22 protein-coding genes and 10 pseudogenes are annotated in these 25,328 nt (G+C 67.4%); 11 read left to right on the forward strand and 21 right to left on the reverse strand.

Annotation, left to right across the window (positions count from 1 at the left end; translation table 11 throughout):
- Positions 1-303, forward strand: a 303-nt coding sequence (locus tag EBH09_RS36330; RefSeq protein WP_153182772.1) for a sulfite exporter TauE/SafE family protein, incomplete at its 5' end; no start/stop codon positions are given.
- A 20-nt stretch (positions 304-323) separates the two neighbouring features.
- Here the strand turns inward: EBH09_RS36330 and EBH09_RS36335 are convergent.
- Positions 324-611: a metal-sensitive transcriptional regulator gene (locus tag EBH09_RS36335; protein WP_121750990.1), complete on the reverse strand. Its 288-nt coding sequence runs from the start codon at positions 609-611 to the stop codon at positions 324-326.
- Positions 612-692: 81 nt separating this feature from the next.
- On the opposite strand from EBH09_RS36335, the gene EBH09_RS36340 reads away from it, so the two are divergent.
- From EBH09_RS36340 to EBH09_RS36350, 3 genes are all read left to right on the forward strand, one after another.
- Complete coding sequence (locus tag EBH09_RS36340) at positions 693-1,268, forward strand: rhodanese-like domain-containing protein (protein WP_121750991.1); 576 nt, start codon at positions 693-695, stop codon at positions 1,266-1,268.
- A gap of 329 nt (positions 1,269-1,597) precedes the next feature.
- The gene (locus tag EBH09_RS36345) at positions 1,598-2,218 is read left to right on the forward strand and encodes a dihydrofolate reductase family protein (RefSeq protein ID WP_121750992.1); all 621 of its coding nucleotides are present in this window, start codon (positions 1,598-1,600) and stop codon (positions 2,216-2,218) included.
- Between the two features lie 1,148 nt (positions 2,219-3,366).
- On the forward strand, positions 3,367-3,753 hold the full coding sequence (locus EBH09_RS36350) for a nuclear transport factor 2 family protein (protein WP_121750993.1): 387 nt from the start codon (positions 3,367-3,369) through the stop codon (positions 3,751-3,753).
- A gap of 183 nt (positions 3,754-3,936) precedes the next feature.
- On the opposite strand, the pseudogene EBH09_RS40040 reads toward EBH09_RS36350, so the two are convergent.
- A pseudogene (locus tag EBH09_RS40040) lies at positions 3,937-4,034 on the reverse strand (integrase); the annotation flags it as partial.
- Positions 4,035-4,105: 71 nt separating this feature from the next.
- On the opposite strand from EBH09_RS40040, the gene EBH09_RS36360 reads away from it, so the two are divergent.
- Both EBH09_RS36360 and EBH09_RS36365 read left to right on the forward strand, forming a co-directional pair.
- Positions 4,106-4,672: a hypothetical protein gene (locus EBH09_RS36360; protein WP_153182735.1), complete on the forward strand. Its 567-nt coding sequence runs from the start codon at positions 4,106-4,108 to the stop codon at positions 4,670-4,672.
- Between the two features lie 96 nt (positions 4,673-4,768).
- The gene (locus EBH09_RS36365) at positions 4,769-5,158 is read left to right on the forward strand and encodes a hypothetical protein (RefSeq protein WP_121750995.1); all 390 of its coding nucleotides are present in this window, start codon (positions 4,769-4,771) and stop codon (positions 5,156-5,158) included.
- A 10-nt stretch (positions 5,159-5,168) separates the two neighbouring features.
- Here EBH09_RS36365 and EBH09_RS36370 read toward each other — a convergent pair.
- Positions 5,169-5,408: pseudogene (locus EBH09_RS36370) on the reverse strand (NTP pyrophosphohydrolase); the annotation flags it as partial.
- Between the two features lie 32 nt (positions 5,409-5,440).
- On the opposite strand from EBH09_RS36370, the pseudogene EBH09_RS36375 reads away from it, so the two are divergent.
- A pseudogene (locus EBH09_RS36375) lies at positions 5,441-6,499 on the forward strand (IS256 family transposase); the annotation flags it as partial.
- A 152-nt stretch (positions 6,500-6,651) separates the two neighbouring features.
- Here EBH09_RS36375 and EBH09_RS36380 read toward each other — a convergent pair.
- The 7 genes and pseudogenes from EBH09_RS36380 to EBH09_RS36410 form a co-directional block, all read right to left on the reverse strand.
- The gene (locus EBH09_RS36380; protein ID WP_121750996.1) at positions 6,652-8,217 is read right to left on the reverse strand and encodes an alpha/beta hydrolase; all 1,566 of its coding nucleotides are present in this window, start codon (positions 8,215-8,217) and stop codon (positions 6,652-6,654) included.
- Positions 8,218-8,487: 270 nt separating this feature from the next.
- Positions 8,488-8,709, reverse strand: a pseudogene (locus EBH09_RS36385) (NUDIX domain-containing protein); the annotation flags it as partial.
- A gap of 356 nt (positions 8,710-9,065) precedes the next feature.
- Positions 9,066-9,164, reverse strand: a pseudogene (locus EBH09_RS39670) (transporter); the annotation flags it as partial.
- A 91-nt stretch (positions 9,165-9,255) separates the two neighbouring features.
- Positions 9,256-9,942, reverse strand: a complete 687-nt coding sequence (locus EBH09_RS36395) for a hypothetical protein (protein ID WP_153182736.1) — start codon at positions 9,940-9,942, stop codon at positions 9,256-9,258.
- Positions 9,943-10,160: 218 nt separating this feature from the next.
- Entirely contained in the window at positions 10,161-10,694 is a 534-nt protein-coding gene (locus EBH09_RS36400; RefSeq protein WP_121750998.1) for a SigE family RNA polymerase sigma factor, read from the reverse strand.
- Positions 10,695-10,786: 92 nt separating this feature from the next.
- Positions 10,787-11,476, reverse strand: coding sequence for a hypothetical protein (locus EBH09_RS36405; protein ID WP_121750999.1), 690 nt, complete (start codon positions 11,474-11,476; stop codon positions 10,787-10,789).
- 567 nt (positions 11,477-12,043) lie between these two features.
- Complete coding sequence (locus EBH09_RS36410; RefSeq protein WP_193776715.1) at positions 12,044-12,409, reverse strand: helix-turn-helix domain-containing protein; 366 nt, start codon at positions 12,407-12,409, stop codon at positions 12,044-12,046.
- Between the two features lie 187 nt (positions 12,410-12,596).
- Here EBH09_RS36410 and EBH09_RS36415 point away from each other — a divergent pair, with 187 nt between their 5' ends.
- The 3 genes and pseudogenes from EBH09_RS36415 to EBH09_RS36430 all read left to right on the forward strand — a co-directional run.
- The gene (locus tag EBH09_RS36415) at positions 12,597-12,899 is read left to right on the forward strand and encodes an STAS domain-containing protein (RefSeq protein ID WP_345940976.1); all 303 of its coding nucleotides are present in this window, start codon (positions 12,597-12,599) and stop codon (positions 12,897-12,899) included.
- 570 nt (positions 12,900-13,469) lie between these two features.
- The gene (locus EBH09_RS36425; RefSeq protein WP_238697552.1) at positions 13,470-14,123 is read left to right on the forward strand and encodes a DJ-1/PfpI family protein; all 654 of its coding nucleotides are present in this window, start codon (positions 13,470-13,472) and stop codon (positions 14,121-14,123) included.
- A 111-nt stretch (positions 14,124-14,234) separates the two neighbouring features.
- A pseudogene (locus EBH09_RS36430) lies at positions 14,235-14,564 on the forward strand (DUF6010 family protein); the annotation flags it as partial.
- 601 nt (positions 14,565-15,165) lie between these two features.
- Here the strand turns inward: EBH09_RS36430 and EBH09_RS36440 are convergent.
- The 7 genes and pseudogenes from EBH09_RS36440 to EBH09_RS36475 form a co-directional block, all read right to left on the reverse strand.
- Complete coding sequence (locus EBH09_RS36440; protein ID WP_121751004.1) at positions 15,166-15,702, reverse strand: GNAT family N-acetyltransferase; 537 nt, start codon at positions 15,700-15,702, stop codon at positions 15,166-15,168.
- Positions 15,703-15,779: 77 nt separating this feature from the next.
- Positions 15,780-16,208 (reverse strand): annotated as a pseudogene (locus tag EBH09_RS36445) (ATP-binding protein); the annotation flags it as partial.
- Between the two features lie 473 nt (positions 16,209-16,681).
- Positions 16,682-17,613: pseudogene (locus tag EBH09_RS36450) on the reverse strand (IS5 family transposase).
- Positions 17,614-17,688: 75 nt separating this feature from the next.
- Entirely contained in the window at positions 17,689-20,013 is a 2,325-nt protein-coding gene (locus EBH09_RS36455) for a VCBS repeat-containing protein (RefSeq protein WP_121751005.1), read from the reverse strand.
- Positions 20,014-20,396: 383 nt separating this feature from the next.
- Positions 20,397-20,507 (reverse strand): annotated as a pseudogene (locus tag EBH09_RS36465) (IS5/IS1182 family transposase); the annotation flags it as partial.
- A gap of 81 nt (positions 20,508-20,588) precedes the next feature.
- A pseudogene (locus EBH09_RS39680) lies at positions 20,589-20,762 on the reverse strand (transposase); the annotation flags it as partial.
- 206 nt (positions 20,763-20,968) lie between these two features.
- Positions 20,969-21,403, reverse strand: a complete 435-nt coding sequence (locus EBH09_RS36475; protein ID WP_121751006.1) for an Rrf2 family transcriptional regulator — start codon at positions 21,401-21,403, stop codon at positions 20,969-20,971.
- Positions 21,404-21,531: 128 nt separating this feature from the next.
- Between EBH09_RS36475 and EBH09_RS36480 the strand changes: the two genes are divergently transcribed.
- The gene (locus tag EBH09_RS36480; protein WP_121751007.1) at positions 21,532-22,287 is read left to right on the forward strand and encodes an SDR family oxidoreductase; all 756 of its coding nucleotides are present in this window, start codon (positions 21,532-21,534) and stop codon (positions 22,285-22,287) included.
- 83 nt (positions 22,288-22,370) lie between these two features.
- Here EBH09_RS36480 and EBH09_RS36485 read toward each other — a convergent pair whose 3' ends face one another.
- The 4 genes from EBH09_RS36485 to EBH09_RS36505 all read right to left on the reverse strand — a co-directional run bounded on the left by EBH09_RS36485 (position 22,371) and on the right by EBH09_RS36505 (position 24,648).
- A complete protein-coding gene (locus EBH09_RS36485; RefSeq protein WP_121751008.1) occupies positions 22,371-22,907 on the reverse strand; it encodes an SMI1/KNR4 family protein in 537 nt (178 codons plus the stop codon).
- A gap of 733 nt (positions 22,908-23,640) precedes the next feature.
- Complete coding sequence (locus EBH09_RS36495; RefSeq protein WP_121751010.1) at positions 23,641-23,967, reverse strand: DUF1048 domain-containing protein; 327 nt, start codon at positions 23,965-23,967, stop codon at positions 23,641-23,643.
- A gap of 1 nt (position 23,968) precedes the next feature.
- The gene (locus EBH09_RS36500) at positions 23,969-24,325 is read right to left on the reverse strand and encodes a DUF1048 domain-containing protein (protein ID WP_121751011.1); all 357 of its coding nucleotides are present in this window, start codon (positions 24,323-24,325) and stop codon (positions 23,969-23,971) included.
- Positions 24,322-24,648, reverse strand: a complete 327-nt coding sequence (locus EBH09_RS36505; RefSeq protein WP_030340375.1) for a PadR family transcriptional regulator — start codon at positions 24,646-24,648, stop codon at positions 24,322-24,324. The genes EBH09_RS36500 and EBH09_RS36505 overlap by 4 nt, the downstream gene beginning before the upstream one ends.
- Positions 24,649-25,328 lie beyond the last annotated feature (680 nt).

The following is a 25,328-nucleotide window of genomic DNA, read 5'->3' on the forward strand; positions in this document are numbered from 1 at the left end:
GTAGGTGGCGGTTTCCTGGCCGTCCCGGCGCTGGTGGGCGTCCTCGGGTTGCGGATGCGGCAGGCGGTGGGCACCAGCCTGCTGGTCATCACCGCCAATTCCCTGGCCGCGCTCGCCGCACGCACGGGAAGCGGCGGGGACCTGCGCTGGGAGCTGATCGGACCCTTCGCCGGCGCCGCCGTGCTGGGCGCCTGGGACGGCAAGCGCCTGGCCGCGAAGGTCACCGGCGGCACACTTCAGCGGATCTTCGCCTACGTGTTGCTGGCCGTGGCGGCCGTCATGCTCCTGGACGTGATCGTCTGACGACGGAGCCCACCGCCGGATCACGCCAGGGACAGGAACAGCTTTTCCAGGCGGCCCCGCATCTGCTCGCGGTCCTCACTGGAACCGCTGCCGTCCCCGATGTCCGTCAGGCACTGCTGCAAGCCGGTGGCGATGATCGCGAAACCCGCGCGGTCCAGCGCACGCGAGGCGGCGGCGAGTTGGGTCACGACCTCCTCGCAGTCACGTCCCTCCTCGATCATCCGGATCACCCCGGAGATCTGGCCCTGCGCACGGCGCAGCCGATTGAGGACCGACTTCAGTTCGGCGCCCGCCAGATCAAGATCCATCACAACTCCTCATGAAATACCCCCAGGGGTAATATAGTCCCCTGCCGGGGGCCCCGTCGACAGACAAGGATGACACCCGCCATGATCACGCCCACGACCCTCGCGACCGCAGACGCGCGGGCCCGCCTGCACGAGCTGACCGTCATCGACGTGCGCACCCCGGGAGAATTCGCCGGAGGCCACCTGCCCGGGGCGTTCAACATCCCCCTCGACCAGGTCCGGCGGGCCCTGCCCGACATCCGGGCAGCCGCCGACCGCGGCGACGTACTGATGGTGTGCGCCTCCGGCGCCCGCTCCGAGAACGCCTGCGCGATCCTCGCCGAGAACGGCATCCCCACCGCCACCCTCTCCGGGGGCACCGGCGCCTGGGCCGCCGACGGCCACGACCTGCACCGGCCCCGGAGCACCGCACGAGCCGTCTGGGGAATGGAGCGGCAGGTCCGTCTGAGCGCCGGCGTCCTCGTGCTGCTCGGCCTGCTCCTCGCCTTCTTCCTCCACCCCCTCTTCCAGCTCCTGTCGGCGGGTATCGCGGCGGGCCTGGTCTTCTCCGCCCTCACCAACACCTGCGGCATGGCCGCCATGCTCGCCAGGCTTCCCCACAACCGGCCCCGGGCCGGCGAGCTCGACCAGACCCTGGCCGCGCTGCGCGAGCGCTGACGGACCGAAGTGGTCGGCTGAACGGAGGGCCATGCAGGTGATCGTCACGGCTACAGATACTCCACCCGAAGACCTGGCCGATGGAGGTCGCGGTATCGACCGTAGAAGTCCGGAAAGTCGAACTCTCGCTGCAGCAATCGGTGCAGTTCGTCCTCACTGGCCACTGATGTGAGCACAGCGTCAAGGGCCGCGGCCGGCTGAGTGGCGCCAAAACCAGCGAAACGGTCGCGCGATGAGTTCGCGGGCCCGGGACGGTCTACCCAAGTAGTGAATGTCTCAGGCGGCTCACCGCGAAGGCGACTTAAGGTCGCCACCAGGAGGACGGCACAGTGACCACACGTTTGGGCAGGGTGACCTGCGATCTCTCGATCTCCGCCGACGGGTACTCGGCCGGGCTCAACCAGGCCGAGCAGCGTCCGTTCGGCGACGACGCCGGTGATGGCTGGGGCGGCAGGCTGCACGCATGGATGTTCGAAAGCCCGGAGCAGCGGCAGGCCGAACTCGACCGGCTGACGGCAGTGGGCGCCTTCATCATGGGGCGCAATATGTTCGGCCCCGTACGCGGCGCGTGGGATCGGCAGTGGAAGGGCTGGTGGGGCGACAATCCGCCGTACCACGCGCCGGTCTTCGTCCTCACCCACCACCCTCGCGACCCGCAACCGATGGACGGCGGCACCACGTTCCACTTCGTCACCGACGGCATCGAATCCGCTCTGCGACAGGCTCGCGAGGCGGCCGGGGACCGCAACGTGTCGATCCACGGGGGTGCGACCACCATCAACCAGTACCTGGCCGCAGGCTTGATCGACGAGCTGCGGCTGCACATTGTGCCGTTCACGCTCGGCGCCGGCACGCGGCTGTTCGACGGGGTGCCGCCATTGAATCTCGAGCAGGTGGAGTCGCGAGCAGCGAACTCGGTCACACACGTGACCTACCGCGTGCTGCCCTGAGAGAAGGGCGGTGTCAGTCACAAGTACCGATCAACCTTTGAGGGGAGCCGCTCAACTTCCCTGCCCACGGGTTACCTGACCTGCCCTGACTCCGCACTCTGGAGGCCTACCTGCTGCTGCTCCTCGGGGAGGTTCGGACGGCGATCGCCGTGGCGGAGCAGCGGGAGGCGGAGCGGCAGCGGGTATACAGGACCGGCCCTGCCCGTCCGACTGGTAGTGAAGCTGGGGAAAGTGGAACGGCTCCGCGGCGAGTGCTATCTGCGCAGCCGGACAAACTGCCTCGGGATCATCGGTTGTGCCGGTGTCCTTGTTGGCCTTCTACGAGCAGGGCGAGACCCGGATCGCGGAGTGTCGCGACGTTCGGGGACGGTACCGGGTTCCGCGTCGACGCAGGAGGGCCGGTTGCTTCGTGAGGTGATGGCCCAACGGGCATCGAAGACGGTGACGGGCTCGTCGAGCATACGGGCGGTGCTCGACGCCGGCCCAGGCATCGATCCGCTGCCGTGGGGCCGGCTCCGCAGACCGGCGCTTCCATCACTGCAGGGCGGACCTGCGATCGTTTCGGCTGTCCAAGACGCTGCACAATGGAGGCTCATGAGGGGAAGAGACACGCGCCTGCAGTCGCGCCGTATCGGGAAATTGGCACGTGAGGACGATCCACGCCCACGGCGCGGCCCTGTGCTGCTCGCCGCCGTTGCTGTTCCCACAACGGGAACGGCAGGGGCTCAACCAGAAACCCTGTTCCGGGCCGCGCAATCGGCCGGCGGTGCGATGCACCTGGTCCTGGTCGTCGCGGCCGTCTTGCTCGCCTTCGGCCTTGTCGCCCTTGGTGCCGTCTGGATCATCAACACGGCTGCTGCTCTGCTCCATCGAGTCCGCGCCCGTGCCCGCCGTTCACCACGCACTCTAGGGAATGTGTGAGGAAGCCGTAGTCATTCGAGGCGCCGGCGATCAAAACGCACCCTTGTAGTCGCCGGATAAGTCCCACAACCCATCGACCACGATGAACTACACGCAGTTTTCCCCCACACGCGCACTCCTTCTTCCCGACCACGCGCGTCTGATGCTGTGACCGAGATGGTTCACTGTGGTCGGGAGACGGCTCACGGGACGAGCGCGGCCCGCGAGGCGACTGGTATTACTGGTGCATGCAGGAAGAGCAGGAAGAGACCGCGCGGTCCGCGATCGACACGTTCATCTCCGCGTTCAACGCCTCGGACGACAGCTATGTGACTGCGCTGCTCTCCCAGGCCGTCACCTCGGACGTGGTCTTCTGGGGACCGTTGGGCCGCAGTGAGGGGATCGAGGCGGTCGAGCGGTTCGTGCTGGACATCCGGCGCCACCCCGCGGGGACCGGCACGATGGTGCGCTGTTCGGCGGTGGACATGCCGGACGAGTGGGCCCGGTACCAGTGGGTCTTCACGACGCCGGATGGAGGCCCCCGTCTGGCGGGAACGGACGTCGTCCATCTGCGGCGGAGCCTCATCGACCAGGTCATCGTGTTCGCGGGGGAGATCGAGCCGTCCGCATCCTGAGTCGTTCTCCTCTGGTGCCGTCCTTCCCCCGAACCGGCCCCGTCCGGGGCTCCGGGTCTGCCCAGCCGAGATCATCTTCACAACGCTTCGGTCGTCCGCGCTTGGCCACGAGCGGACCGATGATGTGCTGTGGCCGTGTGAGTTCGCGGTTGGCCAGGCTGCGGTGCTGAGGGGGCGTCCGCCTCAACGGATGCTCTTCTCGCTTCGGATACGGGCGCGTTCCTGCGTTTGGCGGCCAGGACGTCGCGGTGGCGGGCGTTGGCGTTGCACCAGCGTAGATAGGGTCTGTCAGACAAGCGGGCCTGTTCCGTAGTCGGTGGTGACGGTGAGTACTCACCTGTGATCATTGAGCGTGCATGATGCGAACACGCTTATGGGAACGGTGTTCTCGGGGTTGTCGGCGTTGGGCCCCACCGCCATCAGCAGCGTCGGCTGGCAGCAGACCGCCGTCCAGTACTTCTTGGACCTCCGAGCCGTGACCTGGCTGATCATCCTGTCTTGGCTCGAAACACAGCGTTACGCCCCGACCGCCGCTCTCGCTGACGCCGTCGCGCGCGCCGCGGAGAACGCCCGGATCGCCGCCCAATGCCAACGGGACCGCCCCGGCAAACGACACCGCTCCGTCGCCTACACCGACCCGCCCACCGTTCCTCTGGCCGCCGCGCCTGTCTTCGGGATAGCCGCACAGATCCTCGCCGCCGACTACGACGCCACGTTCGCGATCTTCAACCCGCTCATTAGCCGGGCCCGAAACACCGAACCCACCATGACCCACCTGCAAAAGCCCCACCACGCGTCAGCGCCGCTACGGCTCACGCTCAATCACCACAGGCACGACCTTTGGAAAAAGAGCAGGGAACGGCTTCTCCGCAAACACCCCGGGCTTGTCCCCATGCCGCCCTCGCGGCCAGTGACATGAGACGGATCACGCTGGATGATCTACTCCAGGGGGTCAGTAGGCGATCACGTTCTCGTCTCCGCAGGCACCCCTTGGCCACACCACCAGGAGGAATCAGTGTCAGACCCGCAACTGCTCACTCCCGAGGAGAAGCTCGCCGAAGCGAAGAAGCAGCTGAGCCTCCCGCGTATCGTCGTGATCTGCGGCTCCACCCGTTTCATGGCCGAGATGACCGAGGCCGATCTGCGGGAGACCAATGCCGGAAAGATTGTCGTAAAGCCGGGTTGTGACATGAAGTCGCCGCACCAACTCTGGTCCGATCCTGTCGAGGCCGAGGCGCTGAAGGTTCGACTGGACGATCTGCACCGGGCGAAGATCCGGCTCGCTGATGAGGTGCTCGTAGTCGGCGGCTACATCGGAGACAGCACCCGAGCCGAAATCGCCTACGCCCGGTCGCTGGGTAAGCCCGTGCTGTTCACGCACCCCGAAGTCGACCCTGACGCCTGACTGCCCGCTGTCACCTCGACGCGGTCCGGAACGCGAGATACCGGCTGAAGGTTTTGTGGCTGTCGGGAGTGAAGCGCCACTCCAGCAGGGCCGACCGCAGCTCAGGTTCGGTCAACCAGCCATACCAGGCGACCTCATCGGGATCGGGGACCACGGCATCCGGTACCACGGCTTCGTGCACGCCGAGCCAGTGAGGGCTCAAGCCGCTGCGGTTGAGGAAAGTGAACAGCAGGCGCGGCAGCGCACGAATGGGGCGCCGAGTGGGGCGAACACACCGACAGCCGCACCACCTGGCGCAACGGACACCGCGAGAAGACAGTGACCACACAGGCAGGTGACCTGGAACTCGCGATCCCGAAACTACGGGCAGGGAGCTTCTTCCCCAGCCTCCTCGAACGTCGCCGGCGCATCGACCAAGCCCTCTACGCGGTCATCATGGAGGCATACGTCCACGGCGTCTCCACCCGCTCCGTCGACGCCCTCGTCAAAGCCCTCGGCTCCGACACCGGGATATCGAAAAGTGAGGTCTCCCGAATCTGCGCTGAGCTCGACGAACAGCTGGACGCCTTCAGATCCCGGCCGCTGGACCACACCCGCTTCCCCTACCTGTTCCTCGACGCCACCTACGTCAAGGCCCGCGTCGACCACTGCATCGTCTCCCAGGCCATCGTCATCGCCACCGCCGTCACCCAGGACGGCGGCCGCGAAGTCGTCGGCGTCATGGTCGGCGACAGCGAGAGCCAAGCCTTCTGGACCCAGTTCCTGCGTCACCTGCGCGAACGCGGCCTGAGCGGCGTCCGCCTGGTCATCTCCGACAGCCACAGCGGTCTGGTCAATGCGATCCGCAAGGTCATGCTCGGCGCCGCCTGGCAGCGCTGCCGGGTCCACTTCGTCCGCAACGTCTTCGCCGTGATCCCGAAAGGCTCGGCGGAGATGGTCGCCGCGACGATCCGCACCGTCTTCGCCCAGCCCACCGCGGACGCCGTCCGCACCCAGCTCGACACCGTCGCCGACATGCCCGGCCGGCAGTTCCCGAAGCTCAGAGAGATGCTGCTGGAGGCCAAGGAAGACCTGACCGCGTTCGCGGACTTTCCCCACCAGCACTGGAAGAAGATCCAGTCGACGAACCCGCTGGAGCGGCTGAACCGGGAGATCAAACGCCGCACCGACGTCGTCCAGGTCTTCCCGAACCCGACCGCCGTGATCCGCCTCGCCACCGCGGTCCTCGCCGAGCTCCACGACGAATGGATCGCCTTCCCTCGCCGCTACCTCTCCAACGAAAGCATGGACGCCCTCTACGCCGACACCCCGACCGTCCTACCAGCCGCGTCAGACGACTGATCACCTACACCACGGCAAGAGGCATGACCGAACCAAAATGTACAAACGAGAATAAAACGACTTTTCGGGGCGTGCTCGAAAGGTGCCGTGCAGGTGGGGACGGCGGCATCGTCTGACCGCCACGGTTCCGCACCGGCCGGTGCGGAACCGGGTCATTCGAAGGTGCAGCGGGCGTTCGCGGGCGGAGAGGTGAGGTTCACGAGGTAGTCGGCGACGGCGTCGTCGACGCAGGTATTGCCGGCGATCAGGGCGGCGCCGTGCTGCTCGCCCTCGACGGTGAGCAGGCTACCTTCCAGCGCCTCGGCCAGGTGGGTACCTTCCTCGTACGGGGCCACGGGGTCGCCGGTGACAGCGACGGTCAACGTGTCGGGCAGGCCCTTGATGTCCGTGGCGTAGGGGTAGCCCAGGGTCGGCTCCACGGGCCACGCCTCACACATGTTCCGGGTGTCGTCCAGCGGCCGGCCGGTGTCGAGGAAAGGGGCGATCTTGGTCATCGTGCGCCTGAGCTTCGACTCCTGTTCCGGGGTGTGTCGTTCCTCGTCCAGGCAGTTGATGACCTCGGTGGCTTCGAGGGCATTGCTGTAAGTGCCGTCGACATACCGCTGGTAGTAGGCGTCATGCAGTCCGATCAGGGCGTCGCCGCGCCCGTTCTGAACCTCGCGGATGCCCTTGATGATCGTGGGCCAGCTCGCCTCCGAGTACAGCCCGGCGACGACCCCGTCGATCGCGTCGGAGAAGCTGAGGACTCGCCCGTCCCCGGCCGGGACCGGCTCGTCGATCAGGGGCTGGACGATCTCCTGGAACCGTTGGGTCACCGCCTCGGGGTCGGAACCGAGCGGGCAGTCCGGCATTTCCGTGCACGAAGCGCCCATCAGCTCGAACGAGCGCTGCACGCCGGTGTACTGCTGCTTACGCCGCTCCATGGTGCCCGCGTAGGGGTCCATCGGCCCGTCGAGAACGAGCGCGCGGACGTTCTCGGGAAATATCTCGGCGTAGACCGCTCCCAGCCGCGTGCCGTAACTCGCGCCGAAGTAGCTCAGCTTGTCGTCGCCCAGCACCGCCCGCAGCACGTCCATGTCACGCGCGGCGTCGCGGGTGCCCACGTGGGAAAGGAACTCCTCACTCCCGGTGCGCTCGGCGCACTGCTGCATCCACTGCCGCGTCTCCTCCTCTGTCCAGCTCGCGACGTTGGCCGTCTTCTCCGACATCTCGTCGTTCTCGCGTTCGGCGTCGGTGTAGCAGTCCAGCGTGGGGGTGGACGCGCCGACGCCGCGCGGGTCGATGCCGATCAGGTCGAACTGTTCCAGGACCGGACTGTCGGGCGCCATCGCAGCGATCAGCGGGGCGAAGCTCATGCCCGCGTATCCCGGGCCGCCCGGATTGGTCATTAACGACCCGACCGGCTCCCCGCCCTTCGCCGGCACCCGCAGCAGCGCGATCGACACCGTCTCGCCACCCGGGTCCTCATAGTCCATTGGCGCCTCCATGCGGGCGCACTCGAACTGGTCGTTCGCGAACAGCTCCGCATCGGTCTCGTTGCTCGCATAGGGCTCGCACGGCTCGAAGGTCAGCTCCTGTTCGTAGAAGCGCCGCAGCTCCTGCGAGGTCTCCTGCGACGACTTGTCCGCGCTCGACGACGTGCAGGCACCGAGCATTCCTACCAGCAGCAGCGTCACACCGACCGCTGCTGTTCGATGGACGCGGGCACGGGTACGCATGCTTCTCCTTAAACGGCGAGTGCGCGAGAACGGCCTCCCGCTCGCCAAGGGGGTTACCTAGGAATCCATGATCCCCAGGCGCCGGGGCCGTGACGAGTGACGTCCGTCAGCGGTGCGAGTGACGGATGTAATGGGGGAGCGATGACAGCGCGCACGACTCGCTGAGCTACACAGAGAGGGAGCAGTTACCGGCAGACGGTGCACCCAAGGGAGCAGAACTGGCGCACTCAGACGCGGAGATCGCCTACACCACACAGCGGGACGCCATCCACGAATGCCCAGCTCTTCGGTCAGCTCCCGCGCGGCGGCCTGTTCATAGGACTCGCCGACATTTGCGGCGCCACCGACCTCGACCTCATAGAGCCCGGGGAAGCGCGATACCTGCTCCGACCGCCGGTGGACGAGGAGCCGGCCACGATCATCACGACAAACTGTCACGGCGACCCGATGCAGCCACCCCTCCCGTATGGCCTGCCGGTGGCTGACCACCATCCCCAGCTCACGATCTTGATCGTTGACACGCTCCACCAGTTCGGCCACGACAGCACCCTGGCAGAGCCCACTGACAACGCCGCTTCCCGGTGACTCGCGGAACCGGACCAAAGAGCACCTGAGCAAGGAGGCCGGGCCCGGATGACGACGGTCGGTCGTCGCGCAAAAACGGCACCTATCGTCCTCGGGTCATGACAACAAGCGCTGGAAGGTGACACCTAACGCTGGAAGTCACACGGTGCCCAGCAGTCCGCACACGGGCAGCGGGCCGTTGGCCGCTTGCCCTGGCAAGCGAAAGGGGGGGGAGTGATGCGGCTCCGCATCACTCCCCCTTCTCGCGCGGCTCAACGGTTGCACAGTGCGGCCATGCCGCAGGTGTTGGTGAGGGCGGAGAAGGCCAGGCCATTCGCGATAGCGGCGGAGAGGAGCTGGAACGCCGGGTGGACGACGAGACCACGGTCCGTCCCGCACGGCCACGAGGCGATCGACGAGCATCGCTGACCACAACGACCGACGAGAGTTGCCGGCCGCCCATCAGTGCTGTCCCTAGTCCCAGTACGTCTCGTGGGTCAGCCGGTCGCCCTGTCCGTCGAAGGTGTCGACGGACGCGATGGTCTCTCCGTCGGCGATGGGCAGGGCGAACGCACGGTAGGAAGTGCCGGGCAGTGTCACCACCCGCGCCGTGCGGACCGATCCGTTGTCCAGGGTGAGCCGGGCTGTGGCCGTCCCCGAGGCAGGGTTGCCGACGAAGATCCGGGTCCCGGACGCCCCCTTGTCGGACAGACTGCGCAGCCCGGCCCCCTGGACGAAGTCGTCATCGCCGTCCACGACGGAGCAGCCCGCCCAGTGGCCCGCCTGATGGTCGACCTGGACGCCGCCGATGAAGACCCGTTGGCAGAGCAGCGAGAGTTCCTCCGGCCGGGGACCACGGCCGGAGCCGGAGCCCCCGTCGGCGTCGCGGTCGCCCTCTGCGCCGACGTTGGTGTCCGAGGAGGGAAAGTCGTCCGGCACCTCCGGATAGAACGTCAGCGTCACCGACCACTTCTTGCCGTCGATGCTGCCGGAGCGGATCACCCGGCTGCGTTCCGCGGCCTTCGACGCGTCGGGACCCGGTGAGACGGAAGGGGAGGAGGCCGCTGGAGTGGGGCTGCCATCCTGCGACGGGCCGGCCAGCAGCGGCAGGACGACGGCTGTGGTGACCGCGGCCATCAGCGCCCCGGCCGCCGCGCTCACGGTGGTGCGGCGGGACCTCCGGGCACGGGCACCGTCCAGGATGGCCTGCACAGGTGCCGGCCCGGGCGCCTTCCGCCCGGCCGCCCTGGCCAGCGCATGCCGCACGTCCGGTGCGCGATCCGCGGCATGGAGGGTACCGAGCCGGTCCGGGACGGAATCGCCGGAGGCGCCCGAAGCCCTTGAGGCAGCCGATCGCCTGTCGGGTGTGTGGGGGGCGGTCATGCGGCGCCTCCGAGATCCGCGCGGTCGTGCGCCGCCAGGGCGGGGTGTGCCCGCAGCTTGGCCAGAGCACGGGAAGCCTGGCTCTTGACCGTGCCGGGCGAGCAGCCCAGCGTCCGTGCCACCTCATCCGCCCCGAGATCCTCCCAGTAGCGGAGGACGACCACGGCTCGTTGCCGTTCGGGCAGTTCGGCCAGAGCCTCCATCAGCACGTCGCGATCCTCCAGGCGTTCGGCATCGCGGGACCGCTGCGGACGGTCCGGAAGCAGAGGGGTGAGCAGCTGGGCGACCCGTCTGCGGCGGTGGCGGCTTCGGTTGTTGTTCACCAGCGCGCGCCGCACATAGGCGTCGGCGTCCTCCCGCCGCACCCGGTCCCACCGCGCGTACACCTTGATCAACGTCGTTTGCACCAGGTCTTCCGCTTCATGGAAATCACCGGTCAGCATGTAGGCGGTCCTGACCAGGCGGCTCCAGTAGGCCGAGGCGAAGGCCGTGAAATCGTCTTCGGCCTCGACGGCCGGTCCGATGCGCACGAAGAGTCTGTCCCTGCGGGTGTGTGGGCGGGCAGGCGGTACGGTCCGGTCCCCGGATGCCGGCGGCACCCGGGGACCGAAGACCGGTGGGGTCAGTCCCAGTACGTCTCGTGGGTCAGCCGGTCGCCCTGTCCGTCGAAGGTGTCGACGGACGCGATGGTCTCCCCTTCGGTGATGGGCAGGGCGAACGCACGGTACGAGGTCCCCGGCAACGTGACCACCTCAGCGGTACGGACCGTCCCGCCGTCGAGAGTCAACCGGGCCGTGGCCGTACCCGAAGCCGGGTTGCCGACGAAGATCCGGGTCCCGGAGGTGCCCTTGCCGGTCAGGCCGTGCAGCCCGGCACCTTCGACGAAGTCGTCCCGGCCGTCCACGACGGCGCATCCCGCCCACGGGCCGGCCTGGTGGTCGACCTGGACCCCGCCGATGAACACCCGCTGACAGAGCAATGAGGGATTGTCGGGCTGCGAGTCACCGAAGCCGGAGGTCCGGTCGACGGTGGGGAAGTTCTCCGGAACCGTCGGATAGAACTGCAGCGTCACCGACCACTCCTTGCCGTCGATGATGCCGGAGCCGACGGCACGGGTCACGGTCCGCCGTTCCTCGCCCTGCGCGTGCCGAGTAGGGTGCTGCTTCGCCTGCGTGGCCGACCGCGCGTGCATTCCCTTGCCGGAGGCGTCACCAGACACCTCGGGGGCAGCCCATGCACCGGCTGCCGGTGTACCGACCACGATGGCGGCCGCGCCGGCGGCGACCGCGAGCTTCTTGAAGCTGCTGTACACGTTGCTCCTACGGGAAGTGGGGTGATTGGACCGGAGGGCGCCTCTCCACCCACTCCTACTCCCGTTCTCCGCCGGAGGTTGCATACGCCGGTGATTTCCTGGCGGCCGCACTGAGGCCGGCAACCGCGGGCTCAAGCATGGCGGTTGGGCCGAGTGCCGGGTCGGGGGCCGAGTCCTCGGCCACGCGCGCCGCCGCCTCCCGCTCTACCGACCTCCTCGTGGACCTGTCGCGTTGGGTGGCAGGCCGGGCCTTCCCGTCTTGCCTGCACGACCGACTGCGTTGGCACGGGATGCGACCTGCGCACGGCATCGGCAGCCTGCGAGATCCCGGTGTTGAGGCTGCGTGATGCTGTGGCCTGCGGTGGTCGGGTCCATGGTCGGGCGACGGAAGCCATGGCCGGGGTCGCGGCTTCGTGGGATACGCCGTTGCCTCGGCATCGACACCTCGGTGTTCACAGCGGCCTGAACGCCTGCGTGCGCCGGCCGCGGAGTCCCGCGGGGATCGCGCCCTGCCGCAGCCCGTTCGGCGCCGTCAGGCGGATGCCGCGGCCGGCGCCTGGGACCTCTTCATTCTCGCGTGCCGCCGGTACCGGCCAGGTGGGACGCGTTGCTGTCGGGCTCGCGGGCGCGGTCGGATTCGTCCCGTACGAGCAGGGAGAGCAGCGAGGCCACGGACAGGCCCGCTTCCGCCGGGTGGCGCAGGACCTTGTCGGGCTGGATGCGATAGGTGTTGGTGCGGCCGTCGCGGGTGTGGGAGAGGTAACCGTCCTGCTCGAGGTCGGAGATGATCCGTTGGACCGCGCGCTCGGTGAGTCTGCAGTGGGCGGCGATGTCGCGGATCCGGATGTTCGGGTTGTCGGCGATGGCCGCCAGCACGCGCGCGTGGTTGGTGACGAACGTCCATCCGCTGTGAGAGCCAGGTGTTTCAACCATGCACAGCATTCTAGGGACCGCCTTTGCGCGACACTCAATACATGACATACTTTTCGCGTAACAGGTGACGTGATCCCATTCGGGGTAGCCAGAGGAGGGGCCCGAGGTGTCTGTCGACGAAGCGGTAGCAAGGCGCCCGAGGAGCGTCGGTGACAGTCGGCCGCAGGTGCTGGACGGGACCACGGTGGTGCAGTACGAACATCGCGGCGCCTGGGTCGTCAGCGCGCGAGGCCCTTACGACATGTCTACGGTCACGCCGCTGGCGGACGCGCTGGACACCGCGGCCAAGGAACATCCGAAGGTGGTCCTGGACGCCTCCGGCATCACCTTCGCGGACTCCGCGCTGCTGAACCTGCTGATCCTCACCCACCAGGCAGCCGACTTCCGCCTGGCCGCCCCCACGCAGCAACTGGAGCGGTTGCTGCAGCTCACCGGGGTCGACACCGTCCTGAGGATCAGGGAGACGGTGGACGAGGCCGCTGCCTGCTAGGGTCCGTCTTCAAAGATCACCCGGGTGGTAGATCATGGTGACTGGTACGTCGCCACGAACTCACCGACCAGGAGTGGGAGTTACTCGCTCCGCTGACACCCCGGACCGAGACGGGGCGGCCCCGCGTGAAGGACCGGCAGGTCATCAACGGGATGGTCTGCAAGATCCGCACCGGGATCTCCTGGCGTGGCCTGCCGGGACGCTACGGGTCCCTGCCGGGACGCTACGGGTCATGGGAGACCGCGCACGCCCGCTTTGGCGCTACGCCCTCGACGGGGCGTTCACTCAAGCCCTGCAGCACATCCGGACCCGTGCCGACGCGGCCGGCGACATCGACTGGCCGGCCCAGATCGACTCCACCATCGTCCGCGCCCACCAGCACGCCGCCGCACCGGCCGAGCTAGGGGCGGCACCAGCAGGACGAACCGGACGATCACGCCCTCGGACGGCCCCGAGGCGGACTGGCCACCACAATCCACCTCGTCTGTGACGGCAAGGGCCGGCCGCTCGCGATCCTGGTGATGCCCAGCCAACGCCACGACAGTGTCTGCGCACGCCCTCTGTTGGAACGTGTCCGCGTCCCCCGCACCGGCCGAGGTGCTGCACGCCGGCGGCTCGGCGTCGGACGGCGCGGTGACCGTCGAACTGGTCACCGCACAGGGCCCTCGTGAGGTGATCAGCGGCACCGGAGGGCTGACGCTGCGCGCCGTCGGCGCCCTCGACCTGGAGCGCGCGGACATGCTTCTCGTACCCGGCGCCTCCGGGCGCGTGGGCGAGCCCGGCGAGGTCCCGGAAGAAGAGGTGGGCGCCGGCGCGTGGAGGCAGGACGAGTTCATCCCGGTGCTGCTGGGCCGCACCCTGACCACCGAGCTTCCCGCGCTGCTCAAGAAGGCGATGGACGACCCGGACATCACGGTCGCCACCGTCTGCGGCGGCTCGCTTGTCCTGGCCATGGCAGGCCTGCTGGAGGGGCGTCCCGCCACTACTCACCACATGGGCTTCGACATGCTGGACGCCACCGGCGCCCACGCGGTCCGCGCCCGCATCGTGGATGACAGTGACCTGATCACCAGCGCCGGCGTCACCTCCGGGCTTGATCTGGCCCTGTACCTACTGGAGCGCGAGGTCGGCCCCCGCATCGCCCACGCCATGGAAGACCTCTTCTCCCACGAGCGGCGCGGCACTGTCTGGCGCGCCCAGGGCCCGACGCCCACCACCCTCTGAGCACTCGGCCCTTCGCAGGTCAGTCGCTCACCATCCCCCTCGCACAGTCAGGAAGAACAGCAGCATGCTCGCCGAAGGCACCTGGAACCTGTCCATTTCCAATGCCTGCTGATGTCCCTGATCAGAGAACCGCACCGCCGCCGCTTCAACGCAGTCATGGTGGGCGGAGCCGGCGCTGCCTATCTGAGTGGGGGCGGATTCGGCCTGTGGGAGCTCCCGTTCGTCGCGCTCATGGCCTACGTCGCCTACCGCGGCCTGGAGTCCTGGACCTTCATCGGCATCGGCTGGCTGCTCCACACCGCATGGGACATGGCCCACCACCTCAAGGGCAATCCGATCCTGTCGTTCTACCACGACTCATCCCTGGCATGCGCCATCTGCGATCCGGTCATCGCCCTGTGGTGCTTCGGCGGAGGACCTTCCCTGATCGTGCTCGTCCGCCGCCGTCAGCGGGGTGGTCTTGCGAGGCGGTGCACCAGGCCCGACGGTCGGTACCAGGGCCCCACCGCAGGGGGCTCGATCGCCTCGGCGAGAAGGACCTCGTTGCGGGTCGAGCAGCCGTCGGACGGATCGTCACCGCTGTTCCAGTGACGGAAGGCGTCACAGTCGTACCCGTCGCGGGACTCGACGTCGACCGGCAGGCGGGTGATGGCTTCCTCGACAGGGAGATCCTCAGCCGCGTGGGCAGGCGTGGACGCGAGGACGGGCAGAACGGCGAGGGACGCGGCGGCCAGGTCGCGCGGCGCAGAGGTGAGCATGAGCCGTTGATAGCGGCGTGGGGAGGGGTGCTATCAACACGTCGCCAAGTGCGCCGCCCGTGTGAGTGCAATGGTCCTGCCGGTCCGGCCTCGACGCGGACGCGGCTGCACCATGGACCTGAGCCTGGGCAGCGTGGCTTCGTAACCGAGAGCTGACACCGTTTGTCGTCGAGTTCGAGCAGCACTTGTTGATCACAGGCCGGAAAATGTCAGCGAGAACTGACACCGCTGTCACAGGGATAGGGCTTGTTGCCACGCTGGACGGCCCTCGCGGAAGGGGCCCGTCACATCGGGAGGGAAAACAAACGCACCGGCCCTGAAGGCCAGCATGCGTTGTCGCGCAGGGGCGTCACCATGGTCCGCAGTGGCATGGCCACCAGGCGGTTTTCGGGTTGTTCGACAAGCACCTCCTTGTCGAGGGGGTGCCATCCGAGGCGCTGGTACAGCGGCACGAGGGGAGGTCGGCAGAACAGGAGCGCGTGCTGAGGACCCATCGTGCGAGCGTGGTCAAGTGCCGCTGTGACCACACGCCGGGCCAACCCCTGGCCCTGCATGTCGGGTGCGACGGCCACTCCACCGACGCCTACCACCTCTGTCTGGACATCGCCGATCGCAACAGGCAGCCGGAGGAGGCCGGCGTGTGCCACAAGCCGGTCGCCGTGTCTGATACCGAAGTGCTCTTTTTTGGGCAGCCAGGTCAAACCGGCCGCGGCAACACCGAAGGGATCATCGCAGTCACCGAGGATCTCGTCCTGGTCCGTCTTCGTGTATTGAAGAAGCCGCACTACAGCCGGTGTTACAGAGGATTGGTTGTCAGACATTCCCACATGATGATCTCTCTTTCGAGGTTGGGCCAGGTGATCGATCAGCCGATCACCGGAGAGGGACTGGTGTGAGGTCAGCTGCCGGAGTTTTGTGCTGCGGCGCGGGCTTGGGTGATGGCGAGGCGGTAGGAATCGGTGCTGGTCCGGATCAGGTTGCCGCCGAAGGTGAGCCGGTCGACGATGGCCGCGCAGAGCCGGGGGTCGGTGAAGGTCTTGGTCCAGCCGCTGAAACTCTCGTTCGATGCGATGGCGACGCTGTTCTTCTCCTCGCGTTCGGTCAGAACCTGAAACAGCAGCTCAGCGCCCCTGCGGTCCAGCTCCATATAGCCCAGCTCATTGATGCACAAAAGATCGACTCTGCCGTAGCGGGCGATGGTCTTGGTCAGCGCCTTCTCGTCCGCGGCCTCGACCAGCTCGTTGACGAGCTTGGTGGCGAGTGTGTAGCGGACCCGGTAGCCGGCCATCGCGGCCTCGGTGCCCAGAGCGATCAGCAGGTGCGTTCGTAGTTGAACTGGCTGATCCGCTCCGCTAGATCGTTCCGGACGGAGCAGTCATCCTCGACCATGGTGTAACTGGGCGTCGCGTCCTCGGTGGCCATGGGTGCCTCCTTGTCGGGGGAAAGCCTTCTCCTCTCGGTCCCGGCACGGACCCGATCCGACAACGCACACCTCGAATCATCCTGCGATCCGCATCACAGCTCGTGGAGCCGGCCAGTCGGCCAGCCGGTGTGATCGCGAGGTTCGTGGTTGGGACGGGTGGGGGGGTGAGCTGTGATGTTCGGAGTTTTCTGAGAACGAAGTGGACGCTTCCGGAGTGTTTCGGTGGTGGTGACGATGCTTCTGAAGCGCTGTGATCGCCACGCGGCGATCATCAAGCCGTGCGCGCGTCAGGGGCCGCTGAGAGGGCCGGATGTGCCCCAACACCTGGTTCTCGGTAATGAAGTACGGAAACCAGGCGTTAGGCACCGTTTCTCGGATCATGTGCGGAGCCAGACCATGAGGGCTGCGAGGGCGACGGTGCCGAGGTAGATGTAGGCGCGTTTCTCGTAGCGGGTGGCGACGGCGCGGAAGCCCTTGAGTCGGTTGATGGCACGTTCGACGGTGTTGCGCTTCTTGTAGTGCTCGCGGTCGAATCCGGTGGGCCGGCCGCCTTGGGATCCTCGGTTGTGCCTGTGCCTTTGCTGGTCGAGACGTTCGGGGATGGTGTGCCGGATTCCGCGTCGTCGCAGGTAGCGCCGGTTGCTTCGGGACGTGTAGGCCTTGTCGGCCAGCACGTGGTCGGGCCGGGTGCGGGGCCGTCCCACTCCGGATCGGGGTACGGAGATCTGCCCCAGCACGTGCTCGAGCTGCGGGCCGTCACCGTAGTGTCCTGGTGTCAGAACGAAGGCGAGGGGCCGGCATCGTCCGTCGGCGGCGAGATGGATTTTGGTGGTGAATCCACCGCGGGAGCGTCCCAGACATTCGCCGATCTGACCACCTCCTCCAGGCGGATGGCCAGTTTCCGCAGCACCGGATCGACCTGGTTCGTCCCCCGGCCGTTCCCCTTTTGAGCATCCAGGGCCGGCGGCTCCTTCCTCGCACCGGCGGCGTGCTGATGGGCCCGCACCGCGGTCGAGTCCACTGACACGTCCCAGTCGATCCCGCCCGCGGCATCCTCGGCGGCCTGGATGCGAGACAGCAGCATTCTCCACGTTCCATCCGCTGACCAGCGGCGATGCCGCTTATAGACCGTCTCCCAGGGGCCGAACCGTTCCGGCAGATCCCGCCACTGCACCCCCGTCCGCACCCGGTAGAGCACTCCGTTGATCACCCGACGGTGATCGCTCCACCGACCTCCCCGCGCACCGCCAGGAGGTAAGAACGACTCCAACCGAGCCCATTCCGCGTTCGTCAGATCCCCACGACTCATGAAGCCAGCCTGACCCCAACACCCCGCCCCAGTCAGGAGATCCGAGAAACAGCGCCTAGGGGCCGGCAATCGGCGTCAGGCGAAGAGGTCGTACGTCTGGTGCCCGTAGAAGACCGTCGGCACGTTGGAACGGACGGCGAAGGGCGTACGCCAGGCTCCTGTGGCCCGGTGAAGGAAGGGGGAGGTTGGCACGTCTCGATTGATCCCGTACAGGTCGGGCCGGTCGTCGAGGTTGGCGTCGCCGATGTTGACCAGGTGGCTGTAGGTGTTCCAGCCGCCTCCGATACGGGTTCGTGGGGCGAAGCGGCCATCGCCGTAACCGAGGTAGAGCCAGAGGACGCCGGAGCGGTCGCGGGCGACGAGGTCTCCTGCGGGGGCGCCGGCGACGTCGCCGACTGCGAGGATCTGGTTGTACGCACCCCATCCGCCGGTGCCGATCATCACCCGCTTCTCGAACGGGGCCTTGTAGTTTCCGGTGCCGCGGTACAGCCACAGAGCACCGGACTTGTCGGTGGCGACGAGGTCGGCTTGGCCGTCGCCGTTCAGATCGCTGCCGCCGGTCAGATGGGCGTAGGTGTTCCAGCCGCCTCCGATCCTCACGCGAGAAGCGAAGGGAGCCTTGCTGTCGCCCGTGCCCAGGTAGAGGTACAGCACGCCGTTGCGGTCCCGGGCCACCACATCGTCCACGGGGGCCCCGCCGAGGTTGCCGGAGGCCTCGATGCGGTCGTAGACGTTCCAGCCCCCTCCGACGAGGGTCTGGGGATTCTGATAGAGCTCGTAGTAGGGCTTGTAGGTGGTGTCGGAGAGCCACAGCCGTCCGGCCGTGTCCCGCTCGAGGATGTCGGGCTGGCCGTCACTGTCGTAGTCGTGCGCACCGGACCTGCGGGTGGCAGTGAACGATCCGGAGGCGGACAGGTCGGGGCCTATGCCGTTGCGCGGCTTGACGTCGATACGCCACGTGTAGTCACCGGCTGCGGCCGGCGTGTAGAAGTCCGGGTCGCTGTGCCACGCAAGGTCGCCCTCCCAGTCGAAGGAGAATCCATGCGGGTCGTCGGCGCTCGCGTACGGGTGCAGCGATTCCTGCTTCGTCTCGCCGGTGTACGTGTTGCGCAGGGTGACGTTCACCAGCACGTTGAGCCGAGACAATCGCCATTCGAACCGGGCAGGGCCGGGAGCGTCGAGGTCGATCACGTCAGGAACCGAGCCGCCGAGGAACCTGACTCCGACCGACTCCCCACTGCTCGCCACCCGGGTGGTGACCGGGGCTCCCGCAGACCCCATCGCGACCCGGTACAGGCCCTCACCGCCACTGACCCTGCCGCCACTCGCGTACAGGGTGCCGTCGGGCGATGTGGCCACTTCGCCCGTGTGGTCGAGGAGCTTGTGAGTGGCGTCCGTGGTGAGGTTGCGAGCCGTGAGGGCGTACAACGGGTCCGGTTCGTTTTCCCAGGCCAGGTCGCTGCTCACGCCGTAGGTGACCCAGTTGCCCACCAGCCCGACCGCCATGGTGCCGCGCACCTTGCCGAGTACGGTGCTCCGGTCGGGACCAGGGCTGGTGCCGCGGGCGGTGACGACTACGCGGTCCGTGCCGTCATCGTCCGTCTCGTGCCAGGCCACGTGCCTGTCGGACACGGCGACGGAGTCGGAGGCGGACCGCATGTCGTGACGCTGGACCACGGCGCCGGTGACCAGGTCGACGAGCGCCCATTGCCAGGTGCGCGACGTCCGGTAGACCAGCACCGCGTGCTCGGGGGTGGCCGCGGCCAGGTTCGCGTCCTTGGCATCGAGGGGGAGGCCGGTCACCAGGTGCTTCACCAGCTTGCCGTCGTCGGCCCTCCCGAGCAGATGCACATCCTGACCGCCGGCGGTGTTCGTGCTTCGCACGAAGTAGTTGAAGCCGACGCACCCGGCCAGGATGCCTCCTGGAACCTCGAGGTTGGGGGAGATCGCCACCGATCGCTGCGTGCTCATGTCACGAAGTCTGGTGACCTTCAGGCTCCCCTCCCAATGCACGATCTTGACCACGTCCGACGCCAGCGCGGCGGAAACGGAGGCCTTCACGTCCTCGCCGGCGAAAGATTTCGCCTTCACCTCGGTGGTTGAGCCGTCGGCGAAGCTGGTCCAGAGGGGCGTGCCCTGCTCGTGCACCAGGAACCCGCTCGACCCGACACTGTTCAGCCGGCTCCTGCTGACGCTCGGATAGGAAACCTGAGCCTCGGCGGCTTCCGCGGCTACGCCCGGCGTGGACATGGGCACCGAGGCGGGCGCCGCCACGGCATGGCCCCCGACCAGAGCCACCGCGAGGACAGTGCCGATCGCAGCGGTGAGCCGCAGCCCCAAGACATGAGAATGGTGCAACGTACAGTCCCTCCCCAGTAAGAAACCGCGGCAAGGACGCATGCGCGCGGCGACTCGCGCGACGACCGTTGATCCCCACCCCCGCGTCGCCTCACGCGATGATCAGCTCGGACAATAGCAGCGCGTTCCGACAGCGAGCGATACGCCGTGTAGGTTCGGGCTGAGGACGCGCCCGGTCCTCCTCAACAGGTACTGCACGTCTGCCGCGTCGTGAATCCTCATCAGGCCCGGCCCTTCTTTCCACGCCGACGGACTCGGGGCTCGCGCACCCTGGTCTCCGGAGGATTCCAGTCCTTCACGGCTTCACGGTGGGCGAAGCCGGTACCGATGAATGCAAGGTAGGGCGTACTCCGGTAGAAGGTGGTCCGACCCAGCCCGCCCGCCTCGACAAGCAGCCGAGCCTGCTTGAGTACGATGGTGTCCACTATGCCGAGCATGGCCTGGTGAACTCCGTCGGCCTTGAGGCGGCAGTCCCGCAGGATCTTCCAGTGCTTCAACCGCGACAGGGCGTGTTCCACGAGCGCTCGTGCCCGGCGCCCAACGACTTCACTACCGCCGACGGCCGCAAGGGCTCCTACAAGTACGACGCCAACGGCAACACGATGTCGCTGACGAGTCTGCCCGGAACCGCGTCCCAGCTCCAGCGGCAGGAGTTGCCAGACTATGGCGTTGTGCAGGACGTACGGGATGGCCTGCAGACACAGCCGGTCCGCCACCGGCCGTGGGCCCGGCGACTTATCCGGCCAGGGCGGCAGCAGCGGCTTGATCGGCGCCCACAAGTCGTCGTCCACGGTCCATGGCCGGGTGCTTACATCCTCCCGAACGGCGGAATCGTCACATCGGTCACGCCGGACCAGGTCACCGCAGCAAGATCAAGTCACGAGCTCGTAGGACACGGTCTGATACTGCAACGATCTTCGGCGTGACTGGTTGCCAGGCTGTTCGCTGGCCTGGGCTTAGATGGGGATCTTGGTGATGTCAGGGCGTAACGGAGAGGCTAGCGAGGTGCCGCGAGTACGTCCCGGAGGACGTTCGCGAGCGTGACGCGGGCCAGCTCGTGTCTCACGGTCTCCTCGATGCCCTCGTAGATGCACTGCATTGCCGGCTGGATGCCGTGACCCACCACGCATCCCTGGTCCGGGGTGGTGCGGTGCATTGCGAACAGCGGGCCTGGTTCCACTGCCTCGTACACGTCGAGCAGGGTCATCGACTCCAGCTCGCGCGCCAGCGACCAGCCCGCGCCCACGCCCCGCCGGGACTCCACGAGCCCGGCCCTGCGCAGCTCGCCGAGCAGCCGTCTGATCACCACGGGGTTGGTGTTGGCGCTGCTCGCGATCTGCTCGGAGGTGGCGACCTCATGGCCCTGGCGCTGGTAGAGGCCGATCCAGGCCAGCGCGTGGGCGGCGATGGTCAGCCTGCTGTTGGCACTCATGAAGCCCTCCTCTCGGCCGCAACGCTTTATGTTACGACAGTGCAGTCGTAACAATGAAGGTTGCAACGGGGTGTCGTAACAATTATTGTTGCGACTGCTAGGGAGGGTCAATCAACGAGGTGAGAAGAATGAGCAAGCCACTCACGGGCAAGGTCGCCCTGGTCACCGGGGGGTCGCGCGGACTGGGAGCGGCGACCGTACGGCTGCTGGCCGAGCAGGGCGCCGACGTCGCCTTCACCTACGTCAGCTCCGAGAAGCAGGCGCAGGCCGTCGTCGACGGGGTCCACGGCAAGGGAGCCAAGGCCGTCGCCTTCAAGTCCGACCAGGCGGACGCGAGCCGGGCGCCGGCGCTGATCGACGACGTGGTCGCGCACTTCGGCGGCCTGGACATCCTCGTCAACAACGCGGCGATCTCGGTGGAGCAGGGCCGCACGGTGGACGACCCGGACACCGACACCGCCGCACTGGACCGGATGCACGCCACCAACTACCTCGGCGTGATCGCCGTCATCCGGGCCGCCTCCCGAGTACTGCGCACAGGCGGCCGCATCATCACGGTGAGCTCCGGACTGGGCTCCCGGGTCGGCGTCCCGGGCGTTGCCGACTACTCGGCGACCAAGTCAGGCATCGAGAGGTACACCATGGGGGTCGCACGGGACCTCGGGCCCCGCGACATCACGGCCAACGTCGTGGAAGCCGGGCTGATGGACAGCGGCATGCAACCGCCGGACCCCGACACCCTCAAGGCCCTGCTCAGCTCACTGTCCCTGCAACGCATGGGGCACCCCGACGAAATCGCCGCGGCGATCGCCTTCCTGGCGAGCCCTGCCGCGTCGTACGTCACCGGCGCGGTGCTGGACGCCCACGGCGGCTACAACGCCTGAACCGAACCCCTGCCGCGCGCCCCGAAGGACATCGCGTCTTCGGGGCGCGCACCGCCAACGACCCGCGTGTGCGTGGACACGCCTCAAGAAGCCCGGCTCGTGATCGTGTTACGAGCTCTTATCAACTGGCTGTGCGGCGGGCCGGGGCCGTTTGGTCGACCCGCGATGCCCTCGGCGAAGTACTCCCGCACGGAGGTGATGGTGGTGGGACAGAGCTTGCGGCAGCACTCGTTCCCATCCCATATCCAGATGCGGCCGTCGGGCGTGCGGAAGTCGACAAGGGTCCACATCGTGCAGCCGCGGTCCATGATCGGAACGATGCCTGGCGGGACGGTCTCGTCCAGGTCTTGGGTGGGAGTGGTGAAACCGCGGTAGAGCGCGAGGATGTCCTCGCCGTCGCAGAAGTAGTGGTCAGGAAGCGGGCTCAACGAGGCGCACTCCCAGCCGTTGGTGCCGAAGCCACCGTTTGAGACCTCTGCATAGAGCCTGCGGAGGAAACGGGGCATCGGGTGACCGTCCTCCGCCTCGACGGCGGCAATCACGGCGGGTGTAGCGACCGGTGCCAGATCATCGGCGGGTGTCTGCTTCCTGACTACCGCGATCAGTTCGTCCTCGGTCATGTCGTCTCCCTCGGTTCAACAACGCATGGGACAGCATGAGGCAAGGGCACGACAGCAGGGAGCACGCCCCGAGCCCGTCTACCGCTGCAGCGGCGGACCTCAACCAGGACCGAGCACAACCGTCGAGGCATGCCGGCTTGTCGGCCACCGTCATACCCAAGAGGCCGCGGTCAGGTGGGGAGCGCAGGTTCGGAATAATGGCTCTTCACCAGTAGGTCCGCGTCACCACTGAGGCCATTGTCGGCGCCGTCACCGGTCTTGTCACCGCGTCCCACACACCGCTGCTCGGCCGCCGCGACCCCGCGGGCGCCCTGCGCTGCACCGGCCGGAGCCCTCTCTCGCCCGTGCCGCGGCCGTCTCGCTTGCGGAGGTCCTGGCGGCGGCGGGCGGACATCCGTGGACGGGGCGCACGCTCACCGCCCTCCCTGTTGGATTGGCGTGTTGAAGGCGATGCAAGAGGGGCGGGGCAATGCCGGGGTGGCGTGTGTTCTGGGTGCCCACGAAGGCCGCGCGCGCACCGACCACCGTGCCGCAGAACCCCAGGCCCTGGAGAAGCGGGCCGTCTCCGAGGTGCTCCCTGGTCCCCTCGCCGACCGCTTCGCCCGCCGCGGCCGCACATCCGCGAGCGCTGGTCGACCGCCACGAGCACGACCGGATCCACGCGCAGGAGCCGACCTCACCATGAATTTCGCGTGGTGTTACCCGGCAGCGTCGCTCACCGGTCCGGCGGCTGTCACTTCCTGGCCGCGTCGGGCTCCCCGCCAATGGATTCCTGGTAGGCATCCGCGTAGGTGGGGGAGTCCTTGATCAGGTCGTCGCAGAACGCGGCGACGTCAGTGCCGATGAGTTCCAAAACTCCCTTGCCCGCGGCGACCCCCTCCTCGAAGAAGTCGACGATTCCGGGGAGGAGAGAGCCGTCGGACAGGCTGACTGGTCCGACCTTGAACAGGTACTTTTGCATCTCCTTGTAGACGATCTGGTAGTCCGGCGGGAGTGCCTTGACCCGGGCCACGTGCGCACGCCACTGTTTCTTGCCTTCGATGATGTCGTGGATGCTCACGTCAGCCTCCCAGCCGGCTCAGTTTCCGTGCGACGTTCCTGTTCAACTGCTCGCGCCACCGGTCGCGATGAGTCCGGGACCCAGCTCCGCCGGCCAGCGCCGTGCAGAAGCCCTGGATGTCGTCACCGAGCACCTCGTGAACGCTCTGCCCGTCCGCTGCCGACACTTCGAGCAGCCCAAGGGCGGAGTCGAGGATCGGTGTCAGGTTGCGGCCGGTGAAGTCCCCGTAGGGGAAGAGGTGGGCGACGATCTGGTCCCAAGCCTCCCGGTAATCGTCCGGCAGGGCATCGACCCTGGCTCCGAACGCCTTCCAGTCCCTGGTGAGATCGCTGCCCGTGTTCTTCTCCCAGAAGTTCATCTCCCGCCCTCCTTGAGCCTGTTGATGCGTGATGAGAGGTACTGCCATTTCGCCCAGAACTTTGCGAGTTCCTCGCGCCCGGCGTCGTTGAGCGCGTAGAACTTGCGGGGCGGGCCGACCCCGGATGGTCGTTTCGTCACTTGGACGAGCCCGTTCCTCTCCAGCCGCAGCAAGATCGTGTACACCGTCCCCTCGATGACGTCGGCGAAGCCGAGCTCATTCAGCTGGCGAGTGATGGCGTACCCGTAGGTTTCCTCGCTGCCGATGATTTCCAGCACGCACCCTTCGAGCGTGCCCTTCAACATCTCCGTCAGGTCATCCATCACGGGTACTCCTCAGCCCTGCCGGTACTACGTGATACCGAGTACTGCTACACGGTATCACCGAGTAGTGGAACGGCAGCGTCTCCGGTGGACACAACCTCGGGCCGACTCGTTCGTCGAGGGAACCGGGTTCCGTGCGGCACGGCAGAGCCCGCCGTGACCTACAACCAGCTCGCCATGAGCTCCGCCCACAAGGCCGGCACGGTGGCAGTCACGGCCCCTTCGAGCGTCACCTGGGCGCTTACCGTCGGACGCGGCAACGCTGCTGAAGAGGAACCCCCCACCCCGGGATGACGTCGGCCAACAGCCGGGCACGCTGACGGCCGGCCCGCACGGGAAGGCCGGCTGTCAGCGGGCACACCATGAGCGGCGACCGTGCGAATCGCTGTGCCGCAGCACCTGCGCCAACCTCGCCTACACCGACCGGGACATCGCCGAACACCGCAGGCGACTGCCCGTCCTGGAAACCGAGGCCCGTGACCCGATGACTCCACGTCCGCGCCGCCACCGAGTTGCCCCTGGAGTTGGAGCAGACCCGCGAGGAACTCGCGGCGTCTCAGCAGGGCACCCGGCTTCCGGGCCGAGAGGGACTCGACGAATGCACGGCTGAAGACGGGCACACCCCAGCCCAGCCGCGCCCGCGTTCTATGTGCACGTCAAGGGCGGCATGACCGAATCGC

The sequence above is a fragment of the Streptomyces sp. E2N166 genome (assembly GCF_003671715.1).
In the GTDB taxonomy this organism is placed as follows: domain Bacteria; phylum Actinomycetota; class Actinomycetes; order Streptomycetales; family Streptomycetaceae; genus Streptomyces; species Streptomyces thinghirensis.